The organism is Agrobacterium sp. 22-3639C2 (assembly GCF_053522105.1).
In genome coordinates, this window is the sequence record NZ_JBNWDB010000005.1 from 620,569 (window position 1) to 637,002 (window position 16,434).

Consider the following 16,434-nt stretch of genomic DNA (forward strand, 5'->3'; position numbering starts at 1 on the left):
ATTCTAATCCCCTCCTTTGAAACATCAGCATTCCGGTCCGTCACTAGAACTGCGCGGGGCAGGCGAAGCTGGCAATTGCATCCAGCTTGAACGGATTGAGAACCGAGCCGAACTGAATATCGAATTCGGCAGCCTGTCCGCCATTCTCAAACCGCACCCTCAGCAGATCATCCGACTGGTTCTCGATATCGGCACCGTCAAACAGCCGGAAGGGCGACCAGTCGCCATTTTCGGTTTTGGCCTGCTGCCAGCCGCCGGGCTGGAAGGCGATGCGCGACAGGCTTGCCGTGTTTTCGCGCGAGGGCCAGGTGATCGATTTCGCCTGGACCGGACCATGATAATAAACGACCCGCTCGCCCTCGATCTCCAGCATTACCGCGCTGGATGCATTGGTAAGGGAGACGGGTTTGACATTGATCGAAACCGCCGGCGTTTCGCTACCATTCGGGAAAAAGGCGCGCGAGATCTTGTCGGCATTTTCGAACTGGGCGACGGCGCTGCTGGGAAGGCCGGTCGCGCCAAAGGTACCCTTCCAGCTCCATGGGGTCGTCGTCTTGTCGACAAACGGTTCCATGCGCTGTTTGAAGAAACTCTGGAAAACCCCTGCCGGCCCGAAGAGACGCGTGAAATCCGCAATGGCGACATCGCGCGCGGAAGTCCGGTCGAAGGGATAACGACCGGTGACGATCGAAGAGCACAGGGAGGCTGAATCTGATGCCCAGAGTTCGGCAATGCGGCTGCGAGCGGACTTCACCGCGAGCGAGCCGACATCCGCTGCCACGCCTGCCACCCAGACGTCGAGCGGTGCCGGCAGTTCGCGGGCCTGCTGCAGCAGGTCCTGATTGGCCTTGGTGAGCTGGCTGTCCACGTCGAACACCTTGGCGACTTCATCGGAGGTTGTTGCCGAGCGGGCAAGCTGTTCGTTCAGCAGCTTGAAATGCGCGAGCAACTGTTCCGATGGCGAACCACCGGTCTTGTCGCCATTGGCCTGCTCGCCCGTTGTGGCTGCGTCTTTCGTCGCCAGCATGTCGCGCAGTCTCGCATAGGGATCGGACGCATTCACCGAGGCCACCATAACGGCTGTGGTTGCGTCGCCTTCCGCAGCGGAGGCGAGGGTGGCGGGGTTTGCTCCGGGGCGGAGATCGGTCGCCTTCGCGATCGATCTGGCAGCCTCCATCACGATATTGCGCTCATTGGCAAGCGCGCGGGTCGTTTCCACTGCGTCGCCGAGGGTCTGGGACGGTTTGACCCGAAGGTCGGCCAGCATATCAACCCATTTTTTCTCAAAACGGTCGAAATAGATTTGTAGCGTGGCCTGCGCCACCTGCTCCACAGTCGCGCCCTTGATGGCATCATCAGAACCACGCACCCAGCCTTCGGAAAGTGCGATGCGGGCGGCATGAGCGACTTGCGGAATGACGACACGGTGATATCCATCCGCAGTGAATAGGCCCTCTATGCCCTCCACCATAGGCGCTTTGCTGCGACGCTCGAAAGCACGCTCTCCAAGAGGACCGAAAGCCGTCGCGGGTGTCCATTCCATCAGTTCGCGCACCTGTGGAAGACCGGCGAGAATATCATAGGTGCGTGTGCCGATCGCTTGATCGCGGACCGTTTCGCGGGCGGTAGCGATGAGCCGCGCATCGAGCTCGATCGGGGCAAGCACGCCGTCGGCCAGTGCCATTGCGTGCTGGTCAAGCGCTTCTCGCACCGCTGCCCGTCCATCACCAGGGTAAAGCGATGCGAACATCAGATGCGTCTGCACGGTCAGGAAATCGCGGTCCAGTGCACCCATCCCGCCCAGCATTCCATAGAGTTTCAGCGAATTGAACGTGCGGGTGACATCCTTTTCTTCCTTTAGCTGCTTTTGCAGCTGCACGATCATGCGCGGCAGCAGCAGGGCGTTGAGCGCGCGCTGATAGGCATCACGCTGGCGCCCGGCAATCTTGTCTTCCTGATCGAGACCGAAGCTGACATTCCACATGCGTTCGCGGGCAAAGCCGGAATTGGCATCGCGCAGATTGTCGAGCGCGGGGAGGATGCGCAGGAAATCGGCATCTGCGACCTCTCGTACGGGAATTCCCTGAACGAGTTGCTCATAAGCGCCAAGTTTGCGATCCGCTTCGGCGAGCGCCTGTGTATTGGCGAAATAGGTGAAAATCCAGCCAGTAAAGACAATGGCGACCGCGGCGGCGGATGCGCCATAGGCAATGCGCCGCACCAGCAATTGCCGCCCGGAAAGGCGTTTGTCGCGCATCACCAGTGCGGCTTCGGGGAAGATGACGTCCTTGAACAGCCGCGAGAGGAAGTAGCTCCGGCGGGTTCTGGGGGATGCGGGAGATCTTTCCGTTTCCGGCTGCGTTCCCGACGCTAAATAAACGCCGCGCAGAAGCGGCGCCTCAATGAGCGGCGAACTTGCGCAAAGCTCGGCAAGGGCTTCGTGCAGCCGGTCTTTCAGCCGCGCCAGCTCGGCCGGAAAACGGAAGATACGTCCACGTATCTCCGCATTCTGTTCCTGCTGCAGGCGTTCGATCAGCATGGCATCAACCCGCTGCTGCAGAAGCTCGAATTCTTCCGTCAGGCGCTGCGGCAGGTTCTCGGCGGAGTAGCTCTCATCCAGCTTGAAGGTTGTGCCCCAAACCTGCTGGCGATCGGTCTTGTTGAAACCGTCGAAAAACTCCACGAAACCATGCAGCAGGTCGGCCTTCGTCAGAACGACATAGACCGGGACCCGAGCGCGCAAATATTCGTCGAGTTCCGAAAGCCGCTGACGGATGGAGCGCAGTTCCTGCCGCTGTTCTTCGGGATCACGGTTGAGCAGATCGGGGATGGATAGGGTAACCAATGCGCCGTTGATCGGCTGCGAACGGCGATATCGCCTCAGGAGGCTGAGAAAACCTTCCCAGCCGGCCTTTGAGGATCCGTCGAGATCGTCCTGCGTGGTATAGCGGCCGGCGGTGTCTATCAGGATCGCCTCATCGGCGAACCACCAGTTGCAGTTGCGCGTGCCGCCAATGCCCTTCACCGCATTTTCGCCGAGCGCATCGCCAAGCGGAAATTGCAGGCCGGAATTGGTGAGTGCCGTCGTCTTGCCGGAACCGGGGGCGCCGAAGATCACATACCAGGGCAGGTCGTAAATATAACCGAAGCGCTTTTTCGTGACGCGTCGCAAGAGAGCGAGCGCTTCCTTCAGGCGTGTCTGGATTTCGCCGATTTCCGCCTGCCGATTGGCCAGCGCCTCGCGCTCGATACTGTCGACGAGTTCCTTGTCCTGCTTGCGTCCGCGGTAGATCGTGACGACGATGTAGACCAGCCAGATGGCGACGATGATGCCGATGGCGATGAGCCGGGCCTGCACCGTTCCAAGCGGCTTGAAATCGCCGAGCGCAATCAGATAGCCGTAGAACCAGATGACGACGCAGAGCGCTATCACCCATAAAAGCGACAGGAAACGTCGTCCGACGAGGGCCGCATAGCTCTCTACATAGGAGCGGATCGTATAAAAATAGCTCAATGGATTCATGGCTGGGTCTCTCCCGGCTGCTGTCCCGGGCTGTTCTGTATGGGCGGCGAGAGAATGCCGGCATCGCTCAGTTTTTCATCGGGATTGGTCAGGACCATGATTTCTGTTCTGCGGTTTATCTGACGGCCTTCTTCCGTCTTGTTGTCGGCGATCGGGTCGCTGTCGGCCCGGCCTTCGGTCAGGATTGCTTCAGGGCCGGTGAATTGGGAAAGAATGTCTCCAACGGCCTTGGCGCGCGCCTCGGAAAGGTGCCAGTTCGATGGAAACTCCACCGTCTTGATCGGCACGGTGTCGGTATAACCGATGACCACCGCACGAAATTTCTCAGCCGCAAGCGCGCCGCCGATACGCTGGATGAGATCGCGGAACTGCGGGCTGACATCGGCGCTGCCTGTCGTGAACAGGCCCGAATTGTTGATGCGAACCCGCAGCCGCCCGTTCACATCCGCAAGGGTCACGAGCTTCCTGTCGACTTCTGGCTGCAGGAAGGCCATCAGCTTTTCAAGCCGGGAGGGTTGTCTCGGCTCCACGATTTTGGGTGGATCAACGACGCGGGGAGTTTCCACTTCAATTGGCGGCGGCGTTGGTGCAGGAGGGCTTGCGATCAACACGCTCGGTGTTTCGTTCGGCGGCAGATGAGCAAGTCTTTCGAAGGTGACATCGGATGCGCTGTTGAGCGACAGCGTGAAGAAGAGATAACCGAGCGCGAAGGCGAGCGCCATCAGCGACAGCAGGGTCCAGAGCGCCGCCATCGCGCGCAATGGCGTATGTCGGGCATCGACACCTTTCCAATGCGGAGAAAGCTCCCGTTCGAAGGCGCCATATTGGCCGATCAGCGTTTTGTAGAGGCTGTCGCGGATGCGTGAAAGCTCGAGCGCTCCTTTCGGTGAAACGCGGGTTCGTCCCTCGAAAGCCAGCGACAAGCACAGATAGATCAGAAGCAGCAGATCCTTGTTGGCGCCGGGCGACTGGTGGAAATGGTCGAGAATGTCGAAAACCCGGTCGCCGCCAGTGACGTCATTGTGGAACGTGGAAACGAGCCCGGAGCGCGCCCAGCCTGCCCGCACACCCCAAGGCTTGCTGAGAACGACGTCATCGACCGTCGCGCAGACGACATAATGCGCAGCCCTTGCCCGCTCGGGGCTGATGCGGGCGGAGGCGAGGTCGCGTTCATAGCGTGTAATTGCTTCAACGCAGGCGCGGCGAAGCTGGTCGGGATCCGGCTCGGCATCGCTGAAGCGCAGCAGATGTGCGAGGTTGAGAAGGGGAGCTGCCGATTGCACAAGTGTCGGAACCTCCTCGCCGCCGAAGTGGAAACCGGTCAGCAGCTGTTCGACCGGCATGGCAGTCGCCTTTGCCCTGCCGGGGCCTGCCGGCTCGTCGGTCTCGACGATGTCCTCCAGGATTGCCGCCATGTTGCGGGCGTTCTGGTTGCGCCGGCGACTTTCCTCGGTGATCTCGACCACCGTTGGCAAGTCTTGCCAGGAAGAGGGGTTTTCCGTGCTCATTCGCGTAATGCCCACATTTCCATTTCAAGCCCGGGAAATTCTCCCGCCAGATGCAGGGCAATCGCCCCTGAAGTATCGAGCTGTTTCCAGAGCGGCGACTGCGTGTCGATCTCGAAATAAACGGTGCCGGATCGATAGGGTAGTTGCCGCGGCAGAACCGGCAGGGACCGCACGGGAATACCCGGCAGTGCCACATTAACCAGTTCGGAAATCCGTTCCACCGGACCGACCTTGATCTGTGCCGGCAGGCGGCGGCGAATATCCTCGGCAGCCATATCCGCCCGCACGGCAAGAACGAAGCCGGCGTCGCGCAGAAGCGTGCGGTCGTGGATAGTGCCGACGCGGACGCCATGACGGCGTTCCACCAGTTCGATTGCGACGGCCGCCTGTTCCAGAACCGCAGACAGCGAGGTGCGCAGATCATCAAACACAGCGCCGAAGGTGGCTTTCAGATCGTCGTGTCGATAGGGCGGGAAATCTGTCGCCCGCTTTCTATCCGTGGTGAAGGTGGCGAGCTCGCCGGCAAGCTGGATGCAGTCTTCGTAAAAGCGGATGGGATGAAAACGCGTAGCGTTGGCACAGCGATGCGCCAGTAGCGGATCGGCCCGGTTCAGGATCTGCAGCAGGAAATAATCGCCCACTTCCGCCGTTCCACGGATCGTCGGGTCACCGATGCGTTCGGCGATCGCCTGGGCGCGGTGGCGCACAATCCCCAGAAGCTCCGTCAGCAATTCGTTGAGACGGGGCGCAGCCGCGCAGCTGAGGCTTGGCGGGATGAAATCAGGATCAAGAATGACCGCACGGTCGGAGCGGACTTCGATCACCCGCGCCAGCCCGATGAGGTCATAACCTGAAAGATCGTCACCGGTCTTGAGGAACTTCAGGCTCAGGCGGCCGACATCAATCGGGGCCACGAAATCCGTCTCTATATTGGTATCGGAGACTTCATAGGTGGATGCGGTGAAACGCACATTGTTGGTGTCATTGTGGCCGCTGGCGGACATGTCGGCCTTGCCCGGTTGCCGAGCCGGCAGGGCAAGATAAATGATGGCATTCTTGACGCTTTCATCGAGATCGAGCGGCGGCGGCAGGTCGGAATCTTCAGGCGCCTCGAAGGGCGTTCCATCTGGAAGAATGCCGCGCAGGTTCGACAGAGCGAATTGCCCTATCGACAAGGCGCTGCGATCGACCCCGATCTCGGCGACGCCCCACGGATAGGGCGAAAGGTTGCGTGTGGTGTTGCGCACCAGGCGTTCGGTCCAACGGTCGGACTGCTGAAAATGCTGGACGCGAAGAAACATGCCCTCGCTCCAGGCTACACGGTTCTCATGTCTCATCGTGGTCATTTACCCCCTTGGCATCGGCTGTGGCCGCGTCAGTCTGCCGTCCCGGCGCGGCTTCACCACGCGCTGCGCGCTGCAGGAACTGCCTGACCGGCAATGGACGGCCGTTTTCTTCGAATTGCTTTTTGTAGGCGGACCAATAGTCTGTTTTGGTGATTAGCCCCTGCCAGTCCCGGCGGCCGATCTTTGCCCGGAAATCGCTGCCGGCGTCGACAGACGCCTCGATAAGCCTCGGCTCGAGCCTTTGCGTGCAACCATGGATCAGGGTTTCAAGCGCGTAGGCAAGTTGCCGCTGCTGGCGGATGAGCCTTTCCATCCGCTCGCTCAAGGAGGCTGACGAACCTTGGCCAGCGCGCTCGCTCTCGAGTTCGAGAACGGCCAGACAATCGGCGCTTTCCTGCTCCAGCGTGGTCAGAAGACCGCCAATCTCCTGCGCGGTAGAAACGCCTGCAGCCGGTGCGTTCTCCGCTCGTAAGTCTTCTTCCGTCTCCGGGAAAACACTGTCGAAATCTTCGCCACCGGCGGCCGAAACCGGACGAGAGATCATTACGGGCGTGTTTAGCGCGTCGGTATGTTCGTGCTCGCTGCTTGCAACCGGCTCCTCATCCCAGTTATCAGGAAGAATGGCACTTATTCCATACGCCGCGGGCGGTTCGCTCCAGCCGATCTCGACATTTCGCGAAATGGATTTCGCCTTCCGTTTGGCGCCCTCGCGCCATGTTTCGGACCAGTCGTCGACAGAGGCAGTGTTGCCCATCATGCCGCCGGCCGAACGGCCGTTCGGGGCGATGTCCGCAAGGATCGCCGAAATGGTCAGCGGCTCGTCGCTCATTCGCAGGGATGCGTCGGGGTCGGAAAAATCCAGTTCGGCATCGCCGCTGATGGCGACCTGAAAAACCTGCCCGCCAATGTTGATTTGCGAACCGTCGCGGAGACGTGCGCTTTCGCCTTCGAGCAGCAGGCGGCCATCGACCAGCGTGCCATTCGCGCTCTGGTCCATTATCGTGAAGCCTTCGCCATCGCGGTTGAGTGTACAGTGCAGCTTGGAAACGCGCCGTTCATTGTCGTCGATCTGCCAGTCGCATTCCCGCGAACGGCCAATGACGCGGCGGCCGCGCTCGAAGGTCCACTGACTGGCTCTTGCTGCTCCGATATTGCGTGTGTCCTTGAGTGCAAGCTTCATATCCATGCCCTCACGTGGAAATCGCCGAGCCTTCCCGCTCGGTCACCACAGCGTCAGCGCTGTCTTGTTGGGCGGGTGCCACGCGAGCCCAGCTGTTCCAGCCGAGACGGGCGGGAGCATCGGACTGGCCGAGGCGGCAAAACGGAATGTCCTCCTTTTTCAGGATCACCTGCACATCGAAGTGCAATGCGCTTCCGACGAACAGGCGTGTCAGAGAAAATATTTCCGCAAGCCGTTTCGAACCGGGCGTGAGGGCCAGGTAATCCGCATAGGCGACAGGACCGATCACGACCCGGAAGCCGCCGCTCATATCTTCGACAGCGCTTCCCGCTGTGGTGTTCTGTCCGAGCCTCAGTCCTGATGCCTGCCCCAGCTGGCTTTGTTCGTGAAGCGGCAAAGCCACCCAACGCCGGCGAAACTGTTCGATATGGACCGGAAGTCCCGTGAATTCGCAAAGCATTGATGTCAGGGCCGAAACATTGCGGTTGCGGCCGGCCAGAAGGCCGCTGAAACGCAGGAGCGCGTCTTCGCTCACGCCTGCTTTCTCGACCAGACTGGCAGTGCGGAACCCGATGAGGGCGAGCAGTGTTTTGCGGAAACCGTTGTCCCTCTGATCGGCCGACCAGCGCAAACCCCTTGCAAGACGGTATTTTTCCGTCGCGGATACAAACAGTTCGCTGAACCTTGCCGCAAAAAGGTTGAAGAAGCTGGCCAGCGCGCCCGAACGATTGCGTTCTTCCCGTTGCAGCAGTTCGCCGTATGCCGGCGGTAGCGAACCAAGCGGGCCGACGATGGGCGCGAAAGCTGATTTCAGTTCGGCATGACCGCGCTTTCGGCTGAAACCGCTGACTGCAAGCGGTGTCGGCTGTATTCCGCCATGAGCACCGATGACGATCGCGTCATCCGGCGAGACGAACTGGGCGACGCGAAACGCGGTTGCAGGGTCAAAGCGGCCGGGATCGTCGCTGAGAAGCGCCGCCTGTCGGTCTTTGATGGTTGGCGTCTGCTGTAACATACCCGTCTCCTAAAGCAGCGGCCGGTCGGCCGCGCGGGCTGGCCAGCGGGCAATCGGTTTGGAGTGGCCGCGCATCGTCGCCGTCAGTCGCGTGAAACTGTTGATCGAGGTGTAGAGCCCGAAGAAATGGTTGAGGACGCCGGCGAAAACAAATGCGGCAGGTCGCGCGATCAGTGCCGGGTCAAACTCCACCGTGATATCTGTTCCCGGTACCATTGCCGAGCCAATCCGGGCATGAGAATTCTGCGCCTCGACATTGCTGATCGCCTCCACGATCTGTCGGGTTTCCGGGCTGTCCCTGAAGGAATAAAGCGAGAGAATGTCCTTCAGCGGCGCGCCGCCGTTGTCGGTGAGCGAGAGATGGTTGAGGAGAAGATGTGAGATCAGCCGCCACTCGCGTGCCGAACGCTCGTTGACGCGGATCGCCTCCGTCGGCGGCATCAGCGCATGGATGGATTTCACCGCCTCGTTGCCGGTAGAAAGCTGCAGGAATGGGTGCCCGCCGCCAAAGGGAAGCTGGCTTGGCAGTTCGCGGTTGAGGCAAAGTGTATCAATGCTTGCCACCATGTCGAGCGGCCCAAGCGGGCCGCGCTTCTGATCCACGAAGGCGATGTCCGTATCGGAAGAGCCGTCATCATCGAACCGGCGCTGTATCTGCCAGTAAACGTTTGCGCCATTATTGCGCTGTGTGCGACCAAAAAACGGAGACGTCTTCTCGGTCTGTCCGGAACGGCTGGTCAGTTGGACGTTTTCAACGGCATAGATCTCGCGCGTCCGCTGCCGCCGTGCATCCGGCAGAAGCCTGTATTCCGTCCGCGTACCATCAAGACTGAGCGGTTCGCAGCTTTGTTTGAACAGGTTGATCACCGGTGAGGCGTTCAACACAAAATCTCTGACCGACACCATGCGCTCAAGCCGCGTGTCGGCCGCATCCAGATAGATGTATAGCTCGCAGTCGCCGCCGCCCCATTTCTGCAGGCCGTCAATGTCGAGAAACAGAAATTTCTGCGGCAGCGCGAAGAATTCGGTGAGAAGCCGGTATCCATCAAAACTGTTGGCTGGATATGGCAGCATGGCTTTATCGCGAGAGTACCCGGACGGCGTAAGATTTCCGGCGGGCAGGAAAACGGCTTCCTTGTCCTCGGCGTGACGCGCAAGCGCCATGCCGACGCAATGGTTGGTCAAAAGCTCGTAAAGCGCTGTCGCCTGCTGCCATGCGGCGGACAGGAAAATCTGGAGTTTCGTCAGTCCCATTTCCGGGAAAGTACCGCTGCGCGGGGCCGTGCTGCGTAGCGAAAGCCTCAAACAGCTGGCCGTGCCGGCAAAGGACGCCGAAAAAGGGGCATCGATCGGCTGACCGGTGAGTGTGGCAGCTGCGATCTCCAGTGGAAGGATCTCGACGTCCTGCGTGGTGCGGAAACGGCAGCTTTCGCCGCCAACCGGTTCGGCGAGAATTTCGCTGTGGCGGGGAAGCGTCTGCACGGTTGCCAGCGCCGGGCTCGGAGCGAATTGCACGACGCTCATCGAAGGGATCGGGGCAAGATAATGCGGATAGAGCGTTTCCAGCAGACTGTCCGACAGTTCGGGGAATTCGTCATCCAGCTTCTGGCGCACCCGGGCGGCGGAATAGGCGAAACTCTGGATCAGACGCTCGACATGCGGATCGTCGGCAACGTCGCCCGTCATCCGCAGCCTGCCGGCGATCTTTGGAAACGCCGCCGCGAAACGAGATGCGCGCTTTCGCAGCGCAAAAAGCTCGTCATTGTACTTTTCGAGGAAGCCTTCAGCCATTCGTCGCCTCCACCAGGAATTGCTGCGTGGAAGGATCGATCCGGGATTCAAAGCTGATCGGCGGCATGCCTTCCTGTAGGCGGAAGCTTGCCTGTATGCGCATGCGAAGCGCCCGGTCACCATCCGTGCGGTTTTTCAGGATCGTCACATGCACGTCGGCAAGGCGTGTTTCGAACAGGGAAATCCGCCGCTCGATGCTGCGAGCGAGTCGCGCCTTGGAGGCATCCGTCACCAGATTGGCCGAAAGAATGCCGTCCACGCCGTAGCTTACGAGGGCATCGGACAGTTCCTTCAACGCAGCCGGCGGGCCGGCCGGGTTGCGGCGAGTATTGAGCAATGCCTCGAGGTCGCGGCGGATCACCTCGCGCATCTCGCGGGCCTGATCCTTCAGGCTGACGAGCATATCCGTTTCCGCATCCGGCGCGTCATCGAGCAGCCGGTCCAGAACCGAGCGCGACAGCGTCCTTTGCCGTGCGCGATATTGCTCCAGCGGATCAACCACGGGCGATCTGCCTTTCTTCGTCGGACAGGGCGGAAAGCGCGCCGATTTCGTGGAACGGCACAACATCGTCGCCAATCAGCAGGCAGCGTTGGCCGAGACCGGTTATCAGTGGTTCACCCTCACTCCAGTGCGTTTCTCGACCGAGAAGGAGGCCGACATCGTCACCCGCACCGTGATAGATCGCAGGAAGCAGTACGGATGCGACTGCCCCGTCGCGCAACGTCAGTTCGGCGCCGCGAAAGGCGAGGTCGCGCGGGCGGCTCATGGGGTCGATGCTGAGGCTCTCGATGCGTCCGTAATCGATCCAGAGATAACGTCCGCCGTTGGTCAGGACTTCCAGCGCATGCGGAACCCGATCGTCCAGATCGCGGATGTCGCCGGCGCTCTTGCCGTCGTGGCCGATTGGCACATTGCCGCGTTTTTCGTCGAGTTCATTCAACGCGTCTTTCGCGCCCTCGACATCGCCGCTCCGCTCGGCAATGTTCGCCCGGATGGCCAATTGGTCAAGTTCGGAGGGGCCGCCGGGGAAATCCGGTACGGCGCCGCTTTCAAACCACGCATTGCGTGCGGCCATGGCGCGCAGCTGGTGGCGGAAGAGGGAAAAACCGACGCTGTCCTGCGGTGAGAATGTTGCGGCCAGATTGCATTGCGCATCGGCCTTTTCATAGTCGCCGGCGAGGACGAGCAGATCGATGTAGAAATGGCGGCCATCCTTGTCGGTCGGCCTGGTTTTCACATGGTCCCGCGCGAGCCCGATTGCGTCTTGCAGCTGGTTGTCGTCCAGGAGGCGGGAAATTTCGTCGCGCAGCGTCATGCGGATATCCTTTGCGGCTCGGCCGAAGGCCGGGATGCGGCGGTGGCCGGCATCATGGTTTCGGCAATGAGGTGGAAGCTCGTGGAGACGTCATCGAGCTGGAAATGCGGCTGAAGGCGGACGGTACATGAGAATGTTCCGGGCTTGCCGGGAACCTCGAAGACATTGATCCCTGCAGAGCGCAGCGGATAGCGCGTGCGCAACGCCGCCTCCGCATCGTCGTTGCCGAGCGTATAGGAGGAAAGCCAGCTTTCCAGTTTACGCTCGATGGTCGTGGCATCGCTGAGCTGGCCGATGTCATCGCGCATGATGACCTTGAGGTAATGCGAGAACCGGGAGGCACACAGCACATATTGCAGCATGGCAGCGAGGCGGGCGTTCTGCCTCGCCGCTTCGGTGGAGTAATGGCCGGGTGCATGCAGGGATTGGTTGGCGTTGAAGATCGCCATGCCGGAAAGATAGGTTGTGGAGACGGGTACGATGCCCAGATCGGAAAATTGCTGTTCCTGCCCAGTCGTCAGTTGCACTTCCACGGGCGGCTGGGCGGACAGGCCGTTACTCTCGATGCCGAGATCAAGCGGTGGCAATTGTCGGGCAGAGAGCATGCCGCCATCCACGGCGTCCTGTGTCACACCGCGCAGATCCGCAAACCAGCCGGAATCGACGAAATTGCGCACCACAACCGTTGCGAAGGCAAAGGCGGCGTTGCCCCACAGCAGGGTCTCGCCGCTTTCCGCCACATGCTCGCGGAATGGAAATCCGTCATCCCGCCCGCGCGCATAGGGCCTGTAGGGAGAACGTAGCAAAACGCGCGGTGCGACAAGGCCTACGAAGCGTGAATCGTCGCGTGCGCGAAGCGCATTCCACCGCAGCCGCGATTTCTCCTGTTTCAGCCAGGAAAAGTCATATACCCGGCTGAGCTCCGAAAAGTCCTGCAGCCCAACGGTGGAGGGCGAAGCCGCCGCTACGAAAGGGCAGAAGGCGGCCGCAGCCACCATGCCGATCTGTGACAGCGTTGTGATGGAATCGGCACCATCAAGATCATCAGGGGAAAAGGCGTAGTCACCGATCAGAAGGCCGACCGGTTCGCCGCCCGGCATGCCAAATTCGCGGTTATAGACGACCTCGAAAAGATGGCTCTGGTCGAAGTCGGTGGCGCGTTCCGTGTTGCGGGCAAGGTCGCGCCAGCTGGCGTTCAGCAGTTTCACCTTCACGTCGGTGCTGCGGCCCGCCTCGCGCACGACCATGGCAAGCCCGCGCCATCTCGCCTCCATCGCCTGAAAATCGGGATGGTGGAGAATAGCGTTCACCTGGCCGGTCAGCGCATCGTCGATGAGGGCGATGAGCTGGTCGGCGAAAATACGGGCGTCCGTGAAGGACTGATGCGCCATGAGTGTGCTCCGGATGATGAACGGGGCCGGGGTGGCTGAGCACCCCGCACCAGGCTCAGTTCTTCGACGGAATACGGGCGACCATGCGCAGCGAGGTCGTCAGTTCTTCCATCTGCAACCAGGGCCGCATCCATGCGACCGCATTGTAGGCGCCGGGTTTGCCGGGCACTTCCTGCACGGTCACCTTGGCATCGCGCAGCGGATATTTGGCGCGGCTTTCCTCACCCGCCTCGTCATTGGCGTTGACGTAGTTGGCGATCCAGCGATTGAGCCAGACTTCGCAATCGGACGCTTCCATGAAGGAGCCGATCTTGTCGCGCCCCATGACCTTGAGATAATGCGCGAAACGCGACGTGGCCATGATGTAGGGCAGACGTGCCGAAACGGCGGCGTTGGCCGTTGCTTCCGGCTTGTCGTAGAGCTTCGGCTTGTGCGCGGTCTGGGCGCCGAAGAACACCGCATAGTCCGTGTTCTTATAGTGGCACAGCGGCAGAAAGCCGAGTTTGCCGAGTTCGGCGTCGCGGCGGTCGGTAATGCCGACTTCGGTCGGGCATTTCAGATCCAGGTCGCCGTCATCGCTGGAGAAGACATGCATGGGCAGGTTTTCCACCTTGCCGCCGTTTTCAGCCCCTCGGATAGCCGTACACCAGCCGCTTTTTGCGAAGGCATCGGTCAGCTTGGTGCCCATCACGTATGCGGCGTTCATCCAGCAATATTCGTCATGCTCAAGGTCACCATTCACCGCACCCTTGGTTTCGTCATAGGCGAAGTCATCGATCGGGTTGGTTTTCGGGCCGTAGGGCATACGCGCCAGCACACGCGGAAGAGCGAGCGTGACGAAACGGGAATCGTCACTTTCGCGGAAGCTGCGCCACTTGGCATATTCGACCGTGTCGAAAATCTTTTCCAGATCGCGCGGACGGGCGAGATCGCGATAGTCCTCGAAACCGAACATGTGCGGGCTGGCAGCAGAGATGAATGGCGCGAAGGCTGCCGCCGCGATCGATGAGACGCCTTGCAGCAGCTGGACGTCATCGAAGGAATTGTCGAATTCGTAATCGCCGATAATGGCGCCGAGCGGTTCGCCGCCGGGGGTGCCGAATTCGTCTTCATAGATCGCCTTGAAGAGGCGGGACTGATCGAATTCGACGGCTTTTTCGAGATCGCGCGCCAGTTCACGCTTGCCGGCATTCATGACGCGGATCTTGAGGTTGACGCTCGTTTCGGAGTTCTTGACGAGATAGTTCAACCCGCGCCAAGTGCCCTCAAGCTTGGCGAATTCGGGCGCCTGCATGATAGCGGCGAGCTGTTCGGAAATCGTGCGGTCCAGCTCCGCGATCGCGTGGTTAAGGGTGACGGTGAGGTTGCGATCATATTTTACCGTCCCCTTCAGTGCTTGATCGGTCAGCGTACGCAGGAGGTTCTGCGCGCGGTCCGGTTCGGTTTGACGGGTAGCGGCAACCACCTTGGACAGCAGTCCCTGATCTTCGGCGGTCGTTGCCTGTGCTTCATTTTTCAGCAGGCTCTCAGCGCTCATGTTTCAGTCCTTCCACATGCGGCTTTGAAAATGCCGCTTGAACAGTTAGAAGCCCCAAGCGGGGCCGTTCGAGGAGATTTTCCTCCACACAGGCGATTATTCGTTCGCGCCGTTCTTTTCCTTGAGTTCGGAAACCAGCGTTGCGAGGTCGGTCTTGTTTTGCAGAATATCCTCCAGCATCCGCTCCAGATCTTCCGAACGGTCGGCCTTGGAAAGAAGGTCGCGCAGTTCGTTGCGGGCATCCAAAAGCGCCTTGAGCGCCGGAACCTGCTGCACGACAGCGCCGGGTTCGAAATCATCCATACTTTCGAACTTCAGGTTGACCTGCATGTCCGTGCCATCCTTTTGCAGCGTATTGGCAACGGAAATATTGAGGCCGGGCGTCATGCGCCGCATGACTTCGTCGAAATTGTCGCGGTCGATCTGAACGAATTTACGCTCCCCGAACGGCTTGAGCGGCTGGGTGGGATTGCCGGAGAAATCACCGAGCACACCGACCACGAAAGGCAGTTCCTTGACTACCATCGCGCCTTCGGTTTCGACTTCGTATTTGATGTGAACGCGTGGTTTGCGAACACGCTCCAGCTTCTCATGTACACTTGCCATTTCAACCTCCTTGGTGCCCCTTGGCACAGACGACTGTTACGGAGCGGCGTCGCGCTCCGCGCTTTCTATTTTCCGTTGCTCTCTCCGCTTGGCTTGATGCCGGCGGCGGTTAAGACTGCGTTGCGAACCTGGGCTTCCGGCAAAAGCTCGGCCAGCAGTTCCGAAAAATCCATGCGTCCCCTGCGCACCAGTGTCTCTATGGCAAGGGAGATCGGTGAATGCGGCTCGGTACGGCGGAAGTAACGCGCAACCGAGAGAAGAGTTTCAAATGCTTCGTCGCGCGATAATATGCCTTCCGGTGCGGTCACGGCGGGCCGCGCGGCCGCCGGCCCGCTCTCGTCTGAAGCGCTGATGCCCACAGGTTCCTGTTCGACGGATGCCGGCTCCTGGTCACGCCCGCCGAGCGAGCGAATTGCAGACGCTGCTTCGACCAGCGTGTTGCGGATATGGGAACTCGGTGGTGCGGATTGCCCGCAGCGCTCGGCAAGGATGGCCATGATGGCATCAAACGAGGAGAGGCACGCAGTCACCTCTGCCAACTGGGATGACATGGCGGCAACGCCAGTTTCAGACGCAAGCCGATATAGCTCTTCGCGACGTTTGCTCTCATTTGGGCGCTGCGCGAGTTGAAAGTCCCATAGGCTGTGTTCGCCAAATTTGCCGCCTGGGATCAATGAGGCGAGGCGCAAAGGCTGAACAAGCGTTCCTTCGCTGCCGACACCGTTCAATCCCGCTAAAGGTGCAAATTTTTCTTCGTCATTATCGTCGCTGATTGACCGCAGCGAGTCCCAGTGGTTGTAAAACAGCTCTTTGCCGAGGTCGTAGATTTCGCGCAGACCATGAAAGCCGCGCAGGCGCAGCGATGCTTCCGCAAGCCACGCCAATATTTCAACATCCTTGCTTTCGGAATATATAATCTGCAATCCAAGATTGCTGACATTATCCCAGCTACTGGATATTTTCAGGTTATCCTGCGGAGAAGCGGCGCGCTCTTCTGTACGAGCTTGGTTTCTTTCATCCTTAATCCTATAGTATATTTCACGCGTTCTTGCGTTGACCCGGATATTTTCTCCACAGTCATTCAGAAATTCTACATCTGTTTTAACGTTCGGCGCGTTCAATGGCAGTCTATCTCCGAGAAATAGTAATGGATTTTTTGTAGTTACTTCCCTTACGTAAGGCTATTCATAAGACAGACTTATTCTAAATGTGTCTAAATTG

The 16,434-nt window shown here is 59.8% G+C and carries 12 protein-coding genes; all 12 read right to left on the bottom strand.

The window, feature by feature from the left end; translation table 11 throughout:
- Nucleotides 1-43: 43 nt before the first annotated feature.
- Entirely contained in the window at nucleotides 44-3,523 is a 3,480-nt protein-coding gene (gene tssM, locus ACQZ6D_RS23190; RefSeq protein ID WP_448729996.1) for a type VI secretion system membrane subunit TssM, read from the bottom strand.
- Nucleotides 3,520-5,031, bottom strand: coding sequence for a type VI secretion system protein TssL, long form (tssL, locus tag ACQZ6D_RS23195; protein ID WP_121557553.1), 1,512 nt, complete (start codon nucleotides 5,029-5,031; stop codon nucleotides 3,520-3,522). Before tssL ends, tssM begins: the two co-directional genes overlap by 4 nt.
- Nucleotides 5,028-6,368 (bottom strand): type VI secretion system baseplate subunit TssK, encoded by a 1,341-nt coding sequence (gene tssK / locus ACQZ6D_RS23200; RefSeq protein ID WP_065662019.1) that lies wholly within the window; start codon nucleotides 6,366-6,368, stop codon nucleotides 5,028-5,030. The genes tssL and tssK overlap by 4 nt, the downstream gene beginning before the upstream one ends.
- Nucleotides 6,358-7,563: a type VI secretion system-associated FHA domain protein gene (locus ACQZ6D_RS23205; protein WP_448729995.1), complete on the bottom strand. Its 1,206-nt coding sequence runs from the start codon at nucleotides 7,561-7,563 to the stop codon at nucleotides 6,358-6,360. The genes tssK and ACQZ6D_RS23205 overlap by 11 nt, the downstream gene beginning before the upstream one ends.
- A gap of 4 nt (nucleotides 7,564-7,567) precedes the next feature.
- Nucleotides 7,568-8,572, bottom strand: a complete 1,005-nt coding sequence (gene tssG, locus ACQZ6D_RS23210; RefSeq protein WP_121557554.1) for a type VI secretion system baseplate subunit TssG — start codon at nucleotides 8,570-8,572, stop codon at nucleotides 7,568-7,570.
- A 9-nt stretch (nucleotides 8,573-8,581) separates the two neighbouring features.
- Nucleotides 8,582-10,363 carry a type VI secretion system baseplate subunit TssF gene (gene tssF / locus ACQZ6D_RS23215; protein ID WP_111796486.1) on the bottom strand — a complete coding sequence of 594 codons (1,782 nt, stop codon included), beginning with the start codon at nucleotides 10,361-10,363 and terminating at the stop codon, nucleotides 8,582-8,584.
- The gene (tssE, locus tag ACQZ6D_RS23220) at nucleotides 10,356-10,865 is read right to left on the bottom strand and encodes a type VI secretion system baseplate subunit TssE (RefSeq protein ID WP_013760992.1); all 510 of its coding nucleotides are present in this window, start codon (nucleotides 10,863-10,865) and stop codon (nucleotides 10,356-10,358) included. The genes tssF and tssE overlap by 8 nt, the downstream gene beginning before the upstream one ends.
- A complete protein-coding gene (locus ACQZ6D_RS23225; protein ID WP_019566786.1) occupies nucleotides 10,858-11,679 on the bottom strand; it encodes a type VI secretion system accessory protein TagJ in 822 nt (273 codons plus the stop codon). The genes tssE and ACQZ6D_RS23225 overlap by 8 nt, the downstream gene beginning before the upstream one ends.
- The gene (tssC, locus tag ACQZ6D_RS23230; RefSeq protein WP_448729994.1) at nucleotides 11,676-13,070 is read right to left on the bottom strand and encodes a type VI secretion system contractile sheath large subunit; all 1,395 of its coding nucleotides are present in this window, start codon (nucleotides 13,068-13,070) and stop codon (nucleotides 11,676-11,678) included. Before tssC (ACQZ6D_RS23230) ends, ACQZ6D_RS23225 begins: the two co-directional genes overlap by 4 nt.
- 55 nt (nucleotides 13,071-13,125) lie before the next feature.
- Nucleotides 13,126-14,607 carry a type VI secretion system contractile sheath large subunit gene (tssC, locus tag ACQZ6D_RS23235; protein WP_004431481.1) on the bottom strand — a complete coding sequence of 494 codons (1,482 nt, stop codon included), beginning with the start codon at nucleotides 14,605-14,607 and terminating at the stop codon, nucleotides 13,126-13,128.
- A gap of 96 nt (nucleotides 14,608-14,703) precedes the next feature.
- Entirely contained in the window at nucleotides 14,704-15,213 is a 510-nt protein-coding gene (tssB, locus tag ACQZ6D_RS23240; RefSeq protein ID WP_013760989.1) for a type VI secretion system contractile sheath small subunit, read from the bottom strand.
- A 65-nt stretch (nucleotides 15,214-15,278) separates the two neighbouring features.
- Nucleotides 15,279-16,334: a type VI secretion system protein TssA gene (gene tssA / locus ACQZ6D_RS23245; RefSeq protein WP_448729993.1), complete on the bottom strand. Its 1,056-nt coding sequence runs from the start codon at nucleotides 16,332-16,334 to the stop codon at nucleotides 15,279-15,281.
- Nucleotides 16,335-16,434 lie beyond the last annotated feature (100 nt).

What these genes read in the sequence shown, in the direction of transcription:
- tssB (WP_013760989.1), bottom strand. Translation starts at nt 15,213, where the DNA reads ATGGCAAGTGTACATGAGAAGCTGGAGCGTGTTCGCAAACCACGCGTT.
- tssF (WP_111796486.1), bottom strand. Translation starts at nt 10,363, where the DNA reads ATGGCTGAAGGCTTCCTCGAAAAGTACAATGACGAGCTTTTTGCGCTG.
- tssM (WP_448729996.1), bottom strand. Translation starts at nt 3,523, where the DNA reads ATGAATCCATTGAGCTATTTTTATACGATCCGCTCCTATGTAGAGAGC.
- tssL (WP_121557553.1), bottom strand. Translation starts at nt 5,031, where the DNA reads ATGAGCACGGAAAACCCCTCTTCCTGGCAAGACTTGCCAACGGTGGTC.
- tssG (WP_121557554.1), bottom strand. Translation starts at nt 8,572, where the DNA reads ATGTTACAGCAGACGCCAACCATCAAAGACCGACAGGCGGCGCTTCTC.
- ACQZ6D_RS23225 (WP_019566786.1), bottom strand. Translation starts at nt 11,679, where the DNA reads ATGACGCTGCGCGACGAAATTTCCCGCCTCCTGGACGACAACCAGCTG.
- tssC (WP_004431481.1), bottom strand. Translation starts at nt 14,607, where the DNA reads ATGAGCGCTGAGAGCCTGCTGAAAAATGAAGCACAGGCAACGACCGCC.
- tssK (WP_065662019.1), bottom strand. Translation starts at nt 6,368, where the DNA reads ATGAGACATGAGAACCGTGTAGCCTGGAGCGAGGGCATGTTTCTTCGC.
- tssC (WP_448729994.1), bottom strand. Translation starts at nt 13,070, where the DNA reads ATGGCGCATCAGTCCTTCACGGACGCCCGTATTTTCGCCGACCAGCTC.
- ACQZ6D_RS23205 (WP_448729995.1), bottom strand. Translation starts at nt 7,563, where the DNA reads ATGGATATGAAGCTTGCACTCAAGGACACACGCAATATCGGAGCAGCA.